An 8791-nucleotide genomic window follows, 5' to 3' on the forward strand; every position below is an offset into this window, starting at 1 on the left:
GGGTTGACCCCCGGGGGCCCCCAGTGCCCAGGGGGGGGGGCGGCCGGGCCCGCTCCACCCCGGGGGGCTAGGGGGGGCCCCCCCGCCCCCCCCCGGGACCTCGGAGAGCCTGGAACCTACGGCTTCTCCTCGATGTACAGAGCCCTCACCTCCTCGTCGGTGAGGGCCTTGTCGTAGGCGTGGACCTGGTCGACCGCCCCGTTCCAGAAGTCGGTCGCGTTGCCGTCCCACTGGGCGCGGCCCACGGTCAGCGGGCCGGTGCTCGGGTAGGCCGGTCCGGCGGCCGACGTGGCGGCCGGCTCACCGTCGACGTACAGCCTGAGCTGGTTGTCCGCGCCGTCACGTACGCCGACGAGGTGGTACCAGCGGCCCGTCTCCGGAGTGGTCTCCACCCGGGCCCGCTTCTCGCCGGGCGTGCTGAAGGCGAAGGCACCCTGACCGTACTGGAGGTAGAACGGGCTGGCCTGGCGCCGCGTGTCCTGGCTGACCGCGGTGGCGTAGTTGCCGGGGAGCGCGTCGAGCCGTACCCAGGCGGATACCGAGTAGCTGCCGGTGGTGTCGAGGACCGGCCCGTCCGTCTGCGCGGACTGGCCCTGACCGTCGAACTTCAGCGCGCTGCCGCTGACGCCGGGGGTCCAGGTCGTGCCCGCGGCGAGTGTCAGGTCCCGGCCGTTCGGCCCGTCGTCCTCGGCGGTGGTGCCGGAGCCCTCGTCGAGGGACCAGCTGCCACCGCCCGTCAACGGCTCCCGGTCGCCCGCCGCCGCACCGGCCGCGATGACCTTGCGGTTGACCTCACGGACCCGGACCGGATCGACCTTGATCTCCCGGCGGTCGTATGTGTACAGACCGTTCAGCTCGTTCTCCAGGTCGGTGATCTGCGTGTACACGGAGCCCGACAGCTCCGCGCCGGCCTGGGCCAGGTAGAACTCCTCGGTGTTCGCCACGTACTTGCGGGTCAGCGCCTCCTTGTCGGCCACACCGCTGTAGATCACCGTAGGAGCGCCCGGCCACATGTGCCCCGGCGTGCGCAGGGTGAAGCCACCGTGCTCGCCGTCCATGGCGGCCCTGTTCTCGTCGGGGAAGGGCGGATCCTCGTTGTTGTAGTCGTGGTGGTCGATGATGTCGCCCTTGCCCGAATCACCCTTGGAGTTGCAGCAGTTGACACCGCTGTGGGCGTTGACGATCCGGGACGGGTCGGCGGCCTTCACGGACTCGGCGAGACGGCCGGTGGCCTCCCGGTTCCACTCGCCCCAGCCCTCGTTGAAGACGATCCACCCGATGATGGAGGGCGAGTTGTGGTGCTGCCGCATCATCTCCGTGCCCTGCTCGACGAACGCCTGCTGCCCGGACTCGTCGGGGAAGTTCCCGGACACGAAGTCCTGCCAGACCAGCAGCCCGAGCCGGTCCGCGTGGTAGAACCAGCGCGGCGACTCCACCTTGATGTGCTTGCGCACGGCGTTGAAGCCCAGCTTCTTGTGGGCCTCGAGGTCGAAGGCGAGAGCGTCGTCGCTCGGTGCCGTGTACAGACCGTCCGGCCAGAAGCCCTGGTCAAGGGTGGCGAGCGAGAAGACGGGCTTCCCGTTCAGCACCAGCTTCGGGAACCCGCCGACCTGCTCGACGCTGATCTTCCGCATGCCGAAGTAGCCGCCGACCCGGTCGGTCGACCTGCCGTCGACGAGCTTCACGTCGAGGTCGTAGAGGTACGGGTCGTCGGGGCTCCACAGGTGCTGCTTCGCGACGGGCAGCCGCAGCTTCTCGTTGGCCGGCCCGCTGACCCTGCCGACCACCTTGCCGCGCTTGTCACGCGCGACGGCCTCGACCCGTGCCTTGTCGGAGGCGTCGCCGGACTCGACGGTCACCGCGAGGCTGCTGGTGTCGATGTCCGGGGTCGTGACTACGTTGTCAACGTACGCGCGGGCGACGGGTTCCATCCACACCGTCTGCCAGATGCCGGAGGACTGGGTGTAGAAGATGCCGCCGGGGTTCCGTGACTGCTTGCCCATCGGCTGGTTGGCGCCGCCGGTGTCGGTGACCGCGACGACGACCTCCTGCGGCCCCTTGCCCTTCAGCGCGTCGGTGATGTCGGCACTGAAGGCGTTGTATCCGCCGGTGTGCTCCGCGACCTTCTTGCCGTTGACGAAGACGCGTGCCTGGTAGTCGACGGCACCGAAGTTGAGCTTCAGGCGGTTGCCGGCCTTGTCGCTCTTGCCGACCTTCCAGCTCTTCGGCACCTCGACGAGCTTGCGGTAGAACATGTGGTCCTCGTGCCGCTCCAGCCCGGAGAGCTGTGACTCGACCGGGAACGGCACGATGATCTTCTCGTCCAGGTTCTTGCCGAAGACCGGCTGCTCTCCGGCCTCCGCGGCGCTGAACTGCCACGGCCCGTTGAGGTTCTTCCACTTCGACCGTACCTGCTGGGGGCGCGGGTACTCGGGCAGCGGGTTCTTCTCGTCGAGCTTGTCGCCCCACGGGGTGGTGAGCCGGTGGGTGGACGCGTTCTGCGCGTAGCGGACGACCTGCGGCACCGTCTCGCCGCCGTCGGTGAGGCCGCCCTCGCCGTCGTAGGAGAACTTGACCTGCTGGTTCTTCTGGATCGGCTCCGCGAGCGTGATGAGGAGCGAGCTGCGGTCCCCGGGCGCCACCCGCACCGACTTGATGGGCATCGCGGTCGTGTCGGCCTCGACCTTCAGGTGCTCCGCGAGCCCCCTGACGTCGCCGACGCTGCCCTCGAAGCGGGCCCGCACCTGCCGGCCGTCCTCGCCGACGTTCAGCTCCAGCGGGTAGACCTCGAAGTCCTCCGGTGGGGTGAACGCCGACATCGGCACGAGCTGCTTGGCCGTCGTCGGCGTCGACCAGCGCAGGAACATGTTGGCGCCGCCGGTGTCCTGGAACATCTCCAGGCGGAAGTCGTGCTTCTCACCCGCGTTCAGCCGGACCGCCGCGCTGGTCTGCTCGTTGTCCCAGTCCGGCTGCCAGTGGTCGATGACCGGCTCGCCGTCGATGAAGAGCCGGAAGCCGTTGTCGCCGATGGCGTGGAAGGTGTAGTCGCCGGTGGCCGGCGCCGCGATCTGCCCGGTCCAGCGGGCGGTCGTGTGCTCCGTCCTGCCGGTCAGCTCCTGGAAGGTGCTGGTCAGCCCGGAGAAGTTGACCTGCGGGTCGAGTACGGTGCCGCCGAGTTCGGCGAAGTCCCTCGCGCCCGGCGCGGACATGCTGAAGTACTCGCCCTTCAGGCCCTGCACCTCGACGGCAGCCGGGCCGTCCTTCTCGGTCTGGACCGCGGACGTGCCGGTGGCCGCCTCCGCGGCCGTGGCGGAGGCCGTGAGGCCGCTCGTGGGCAGCACCAGGGCCGCCGCTGTCAGGAGTGCCCACACTCTGGCTCGTGGGCGGGTGTGTGGTCTCGTCATCGGACCCTTCCTCGGAAGCCGTCTTTGCAACGTTGGAAAGCTTGTGTCAGCGGAATGACAACACGCCCTTCCGCGCCTGTCCAGACCTCGCGCACCACTTCACTGATCCGCCGTCAACCCAGGCGCGGTAAAGGCTCACTCCCGAAGCGTCACAGGAACTTCCAGAGGTGGTCGGCGGTGCCGTTGTCGTCGAACTGGACGACCTGCGCGCCGTTGTCGGTCGACATGCCGTCGACGCCGAGGACCTTGCCGCTGTGCCGGTTCCGGATGCGGTACCAGCCGTCCCCGTTGTCCACCAGGGTCCACAGGTGGTCGGCGGTGCCGTTGTCCTCGTACTGGACGACGCGGGCGCTGTTCGCGGTGGACATGCCGTCGATGCCGAGAACCTTGCCGCTGTTACCGTTGCGGATCAGGTACCAGCCCTCACCCCGGTCCACGAGCTGCCAGGCGTGGTCGCTGGTACCGGAGTTGTCGAACTGCACGACGCGCGCGCTGTTCTCCAGCGACATGCCGTCCACGGCGAGGACCTTGCCGCTGTGCTTGTTCTGGACGCGCCGGAACGGGGGTTCGGGCGTCCAGGCCCTGCCGTCGGGCGTGGCCGTGGGGAACGCGGTGATACGCAGCCTGGCGGCGCCCATGGGGACGAGGGTGACCGTCTCCGCGGGGGAGTCGCTGCGCGCAGGCCCGGCCTGGAGAGGCGCGACCACGCTCTCGTCGTCCGCGACCCACTCGTCGACGCGACGGGCCTCGGCGGTGATGCGGACCGGGACCGTCTCGTGGGTGAAGGGGTTGTCGGGCACGGGGCCCCGCGCCGGGGTGAAGCCCAGTCGGGGCGACGCGGCGAGCCCGTAGTTCCACGGCGAGGTGGCGTGCACCGCGTACTCGGGGAAGGCGTCGTCGCCCGCGTACCGCTCGTACCGCTCGCCGATCCGCAGGGAGTAGGTGAGGGGCCCGTGCTGGACGCTGACGGCGTCGTGCTGGGCGGGCCATTGGCGCAGCGTGGTCCGCTGGGGGAGACGCAGCGTCACCTTGTCGCCGTCGCGCCAGGTACGCCGCACGGTCACCCAGCCGGGCCCGGCCGGCGCGGCGACGGAGCGGCCGTTGACACGGACCTCCGGCCCGTCGCACCAGCCCGGCACCCGCATCCGCAGCGGGAAGGAGACCGGGCGCGGCGTGGCCACGGTCAGCGTGACGGTCTCGGTGAAGGGATAGCCGGTGTCCTCGGTGACGGTGACCGTCGTACCCCCGGCGACCTGCGCGCGGACCTGGCTCGGGGCGTACATCGCCGCCGCCAGTCCGCCGTCCGGGGTGGCCAGCCACAGCTCCTCGGTGAAGTAGGGCCAGCCCATGCCGTAGTTGTGCGGACAGCAGCGGTACTGGTCCACGCCGGGCTTGAATGCCTGCATGGCGAAGCCGTTCTGGAACTGCCCCTGCGTCTTCGGCCGGTTGTCCAGGTCGACGCCGTTGGCGCTGGTGACGTAGTGGATGGACCTGCCCTGCGGATCGAGGGAGGCGGGCAGCATGTTGAAGGCCAGGTCCTCGCACCGGTCGGCCCAGACCGGGTCGCCGGTGATCCTGGTGAGCAGTTCGTGGCTGGCCATGAACTCGACGATCCCGCAGGTCTCGAAGCCCTGCCGCGGGTCGGTGAACCCGGGCCAGCGGGCCGCCCAAGGCCGCCGTGCCGAGGGCCAGGGCGCCGGTGCCGAGGAGGGCGCGTCTGCTGACGGACATGCGGGTCTCCTGACTGTGGACTCGGATGCTTCAGTGCCGCCGGCCCCACCACGGGCCGCACGGGGGCAGGGCGCCGTGCCGACGGGCGTACGAGGTCGCGGTGTTGTACATCGTTGGAAGACGGGAGCGCACTGAGGATGAGAGCACACCCCCGTGACGACCGTCCAGGGGTGTGACCCGCCCGATCCGGTTGGGCGTGCGCTTCCGGCCAACGGGTGTCGGCAGCGGCTCAGACCGGCGCGGAATCAGGCACCGCAACGGGCCGGAGCACCGTCAGTGGCCCCTCCTGGCGAGCCACCATGGCGAAGGGGAACCGGTCGACCTCCAGGCAGAGATCGACGTCATCCGGGTGGTACCCGCTCCGCAGCCCTCCGGCGAGTTCTGCCGCGGCACGTGAGTTCCTCGCGCGGTGGACGTACGGGGCCGCCTCGACGCCGCCACCGTCCACACACCGACCGATGTATTCGGCACAGGCCAGATCCTCGTCGGCCCTGCCGCCCTCCCCGGTGACGACGAACGTGACCGGACCGGTCGCCTGGCTCCGCAGGAACCGCGCCGTCGGTCCGGCCACCACGAAGCTCGCGCACAGGACCAACGGCGCGTCCGCGACGGCCAGCGCGCCCACGGTTCCCGCCGTCGTCTTCTGCACCAGCGTGCGACCGGCGAAATCGGCGGACCTGAGCAGGCCCGGCGAGTTCACCGCGTCGAACCCGGGCGCGGGAGCCCCGTCCTTGAGGGCGAGCCAACCCGGCCGGCTCTCCTTCAGCTCCAGCGCCTCACGCTCCGTCGAGGCCAGCACGATCCGCTCGACGCCGCGCGAGAATGCCCAGGCGGCCACGGTGAAGGCCCGCATGACGTCGATGACGACCGCGACGCGGGGAACGTCGGTCAACTCCGGTATGCCAACGAATTGATGATCCATCGCGCCATTGTGCCGCCCGGTCAGTCGTCGAGTGCTTCGGCCATGGCGTCGAGGTCGGCGAGCAGCGAGGTCAAGCGGTCTGCGGGAACCTTGCTGATCATGCGTTTCTCGATGGCGTAGACGGCGTTGCGGGCGGCGTGGAGGCGATCCCGTCCGGCCGGCGTGAGGTGTACGGGCAGGGCGCGGCCGTGTTCGGCGGAGGTCGGCCGGGTGATCAGGCCGGCGTCCTTGAGGCCGCGAAGGACGACGTTGGCGGACTGCCGGGTGACGAAGGTGCCGCGGGCGAGGTCGGCGTTGGACAGGCCGGGCTGTTGATCGAGTAGTGCGTGCCTACAGTCACCAATGTCAAAGTCCTGACATGGAGATCTCTGGAGGAACCATGACCGCCACCGTCGAAGGCCCGACTTCATCGCCCTTCAGGTCAAGGACGTACCGGCTGCCGCGGCCTTCTTCGAGGAGCACCTCGGCCTGGATCGCGTCCCGGCCTCTCCGCCGCGCGCGGTGGTCTTCGCCACCACCCCGATCCCCTTCGCCGTGCGCGAGCCGCTCCCGGGCACCGACCTGGCCGGCGGCTCCACCCCGGGCCTGGGTGTGGCGCTGTGGCTGCGCACCGACGACGCCGACAAGCTGCACGCACAGCTCGTCGCCGCGGGAGTCGAGGTCGCCGGACCGGTGCAGGACGGCCCCTTCGGCCGGACGTTCACCTTCACCGGCCCCGAGGGCTACCGGCTCACGGTCCACGGAGGCTGACCACGGTCCGTCACAAGTTCTTGCCGTAACCGCAAGATTGTGTGCCAGGTCATGGGGCGGCTGGCAAGACTGCGACCCATGACCACAGCACCGCGGCCGATGCCACACCGCTTCCGGCGCTCCGCGCAAACGGTGGCAACGGTCCTCCTCACCCTCCTGCTCACCATCACCGCCACGGCCTGTTCCACACCGACAGCGGAAGACGACGCCCCCGCGTACGCCGCCGTCACCCAGGACGATCCTCGGTTCGAGAAGGACTTCCGGCACGAGTTCGCCAACGTCGACGGTGTCCGTATGCACTACGTGACGGGCGGCAGCGGCACGCCGGTCGTGCTGATACACGGTTGGCCGCAGACCTGGTACGGCTGGTGGCCGATCATGCCCGAACTCGCCAAGCACCACACCGTCTACGCCGTCGACCTACCCGGACTGGGCGACGGCACCGGCTCACCGACCGGCTACGACAAAGCCACACTGGCGCGGTACGTGCACAAACTGATCGCCGATCGGCTCGGGCTGAACGACGCCCGTGTCATCGGGCACGACTTCGGCGCGGCCGTGGCATTCCAGTACGCGAGCCAGTTTCCCGACGACACCTCACGCCTTGGCTACCTGGACCTGCCGCTGCCTGGACCCGCGATCGACGCACCCACCTACCGCTCACTGAGCTGGCACATCGCCTTTCACGCCCAGCGACGGGTCCCCGAGGCGGTCGTGGGCGACGACGTCAGGGATTACCTGGCGCTGTTCTACCCCCAGGTCTCTTATCGCGGCACGGCGTTCGGCGGCCCATCCGACCGATCCCCGTTCACCCGCGCCGAGATCAACGAGTACGCACGCACCTACAGCCGTCCCACGGCCCTCTCGGGCGGCTTCGAGCTCTACCGCGCCCTCGACAGGGACGTCCGCGACACCGTGGCAGCAGCACCGGTACGCGTCCCGACCCTGCTCATGACCGCTGAGGGACAACTCGACGCGATCCGGGGCACAGTGGCCCCGCGCATGACCAACATCGAGCGGGCGGTGGACGTTCCGAAAGCCGGGCACTGGCTCGTCGAGGAGAACCCCGCTTCGTCACCGCCGAACTCCTGAAGTTCCTCGACGGATGACCACGCCGGCTACGCCGCCGCCGACCGCCTCACCGCATCCACTCACAGGAGCCCGGGACCATGCACACATACGACGTCACAGCGACTACCAGCGCGCCGCCGGAAGTCGTCTGGAAGCTGACCGGGGAACGGCTGACCGAGAAGGTCGAACAACGCCTCCTGGCCTACGAAAAGGGCATGGCGGAAGGACTGGCCCGCTACGCCGAGGAGTCGCAGCTGTCCCAGTAGGGCCCGTGCCTCGATCCGCCGGGGCGGGGTAGTCGTGGCAGAGGACGGGAACCGGAGCAGGAGGTGCCGACGGTGAGCGGATCATCCCTACGGGCAGTGGGCTGGGCAAGGTCGTTGCCGCTCACCAGCGATGTCAAAACAGCACGTGACTGGGCGCGCGACAACCTGCGGAAGATGCGGTGGACCGCCACGGCTCCGGAGACGGTGGACGCCGTGCTGCTGACCGTTTCGGAGCTTGTCACCAACGCGCAGGTTCACGCCCGCAGCAGCGCACAGTTGATGATGACGTGGGACGAGCGCTGCTTGCACATCGCCGTGCACGACTCTTCCGCCGATCTCCCCCTGCCCCGGGCGGCGAGCCCTGACCGCCTGGGCGGGCGCGGCATGTTCCTCGTCGAGGCGCTGGCAGATGAGTGGGAAGCGCTTCCCTGTCCCGACGGCAAGACCGTCATAGCCTGCTTCCGTCCGCCCGCCGCAACCTCGTAGCTCCCTGTGGGGGCTACGTCGACTCACGACCGATCGGCGGCCTGCGGGGAAACCTGCCGCTCGAAGAACGTCTCCAGCACAACCGTCGCACTGGTCCCGTTGACCCCGTCGATGGCGTAGATCCGGCGCAGCACGTCCTGTAGCTGCTCGGTGGTCGTGGT

Annotated in this window: 6 protein-coding genes and 3 pseudogenes; 4 read left to right on the forward strand and 5 right to left on the reverse strand. The window is 69.5% G+C overall.

All coding sequences use genetic code 11. The features are described 5' to 3' along the window. Window positions 1-116: 116 nt before the first annotated feature. The 4 genes and pseudogenes from ACFWR9_RS41595 to ACFWR9_RS41610 all read right to left on the reverse strand — a co-directional run bounded on the left by ACFWR9_RS41595 (window position 117) and on the right by ACFWR9_RS41610 (window position 6401). A complete protein-coding gene (locus ACFWR9_RS41595; protein ID WP_383852569.1) occupies window positions 117-3404 on the reverse strand; it encodes a LamG-like jellyroll fold domain-containing protein in 3288 nt (1095 codons plus the stop codon). Window positions 3405-3553: 149 nt separating this feature from the next. Next, window positions 3554-5059, reverse strand: a pseudogene (locus tag ACFWR9_RS41600) (RICIN domain-containing protein); the annotation flags it as partial. Between the two features lie 305 nt (window positions 5060-5364). After that, entirely contained in the window at window positions 5365-6057 is a 693-nt protein-coding gene (locus tag ACFWR9_RS41605) for a 2-phosphosulfolactate phosphatase (RefSeq protein ID WP_383852572.1), read from the reverse strand. Window positions 6058-6077: 20 nt separating this feature from the next. Continuing rightward, window positions 6078-6401 (reverse strand): MarR family winged helix-turn-helix transcriptional regulator, encoded by a 324-nt coding sequence (locus ACFWR9_RS41610; RefSeq protein ID WP_383852582.1) that lies wholly within the window; start codon window positions 6399-6401, stop codon window positions 6078-6080. Window positions 6402-6436: 35 nt separating this feature from the next. Between ACFWR9_RS41610 and ACFWR9_RS41615 the strand changes: the two are divergent. The 4 genes and pseudogenes from ACFWR9_RS41615 (at window position 6437) to ACFWR9_RS41630 (ending at window position 8630) form a co-directional block, all read left to right on the forward strand. Continuing rightward, a pseudogene (locus tag ACFWR9_RS41615) lies at window positions 6437-6807 on the forward strand (VOC family protein). A gap of 78 nt (window positions 6808-6885) precedes the next feature. Beyond that, window positions 6886-7899 carry an alpha/beta fold hydrolase gene (locus ACFWR9_RS41620; RefSeq protein ID WP_383852574.1) on the forward strand — a complete coding sequence of 338 codons (1014 nt, stop codon included), beginning with the start codon at window positions 6886-6888 and terminating at the stop codon, window positions 7897-7899. A gap of 77 nt (window positions 7900-7976) precedes the next feature. After that, the gene (locus ACFWR9_RS41625; RefSeq protein WP_383852576.1) at window positions 7977-8144 is read left to right on the forward strand and encodes a hypothetical protein; all 168 of its coding nucleotides are present in this window, start codon (window positions 7977-7979) and stop codon (window positions 8142-8144) included. A 72-nt stretch (window positions 8145-8216) separates the two neighbouring features. Next, entirely contained in the window at window positions 8217-8630 is a 414-nt protein-coding gene (locus ACFWR9_RS41630) for an ATP-binding protein (RefSeq protein ID WP_383852579.1), read from the forward strand. A gap of 23 nt (window positions 8631-8653) precedes the next feature. Here the strand turns inward: ACFWR9_RS41630 and ACFWR9_RS41635 are convergent. After that, window positions 8654-8791, reverse strand: a pseudogene (locus ACFWR9_RS41635) (Lrp/AsnC family transcriptional regulator); the annotation flags it as partial.

The organism is Streptomyces sp. NPDC058534 (genome assembly GCF_042717365.1).
GTDB lineage: Bacteria > Actinomycetota > Actinomycetes > Streptomycetales > Streptomycetaceae > Streptomyces.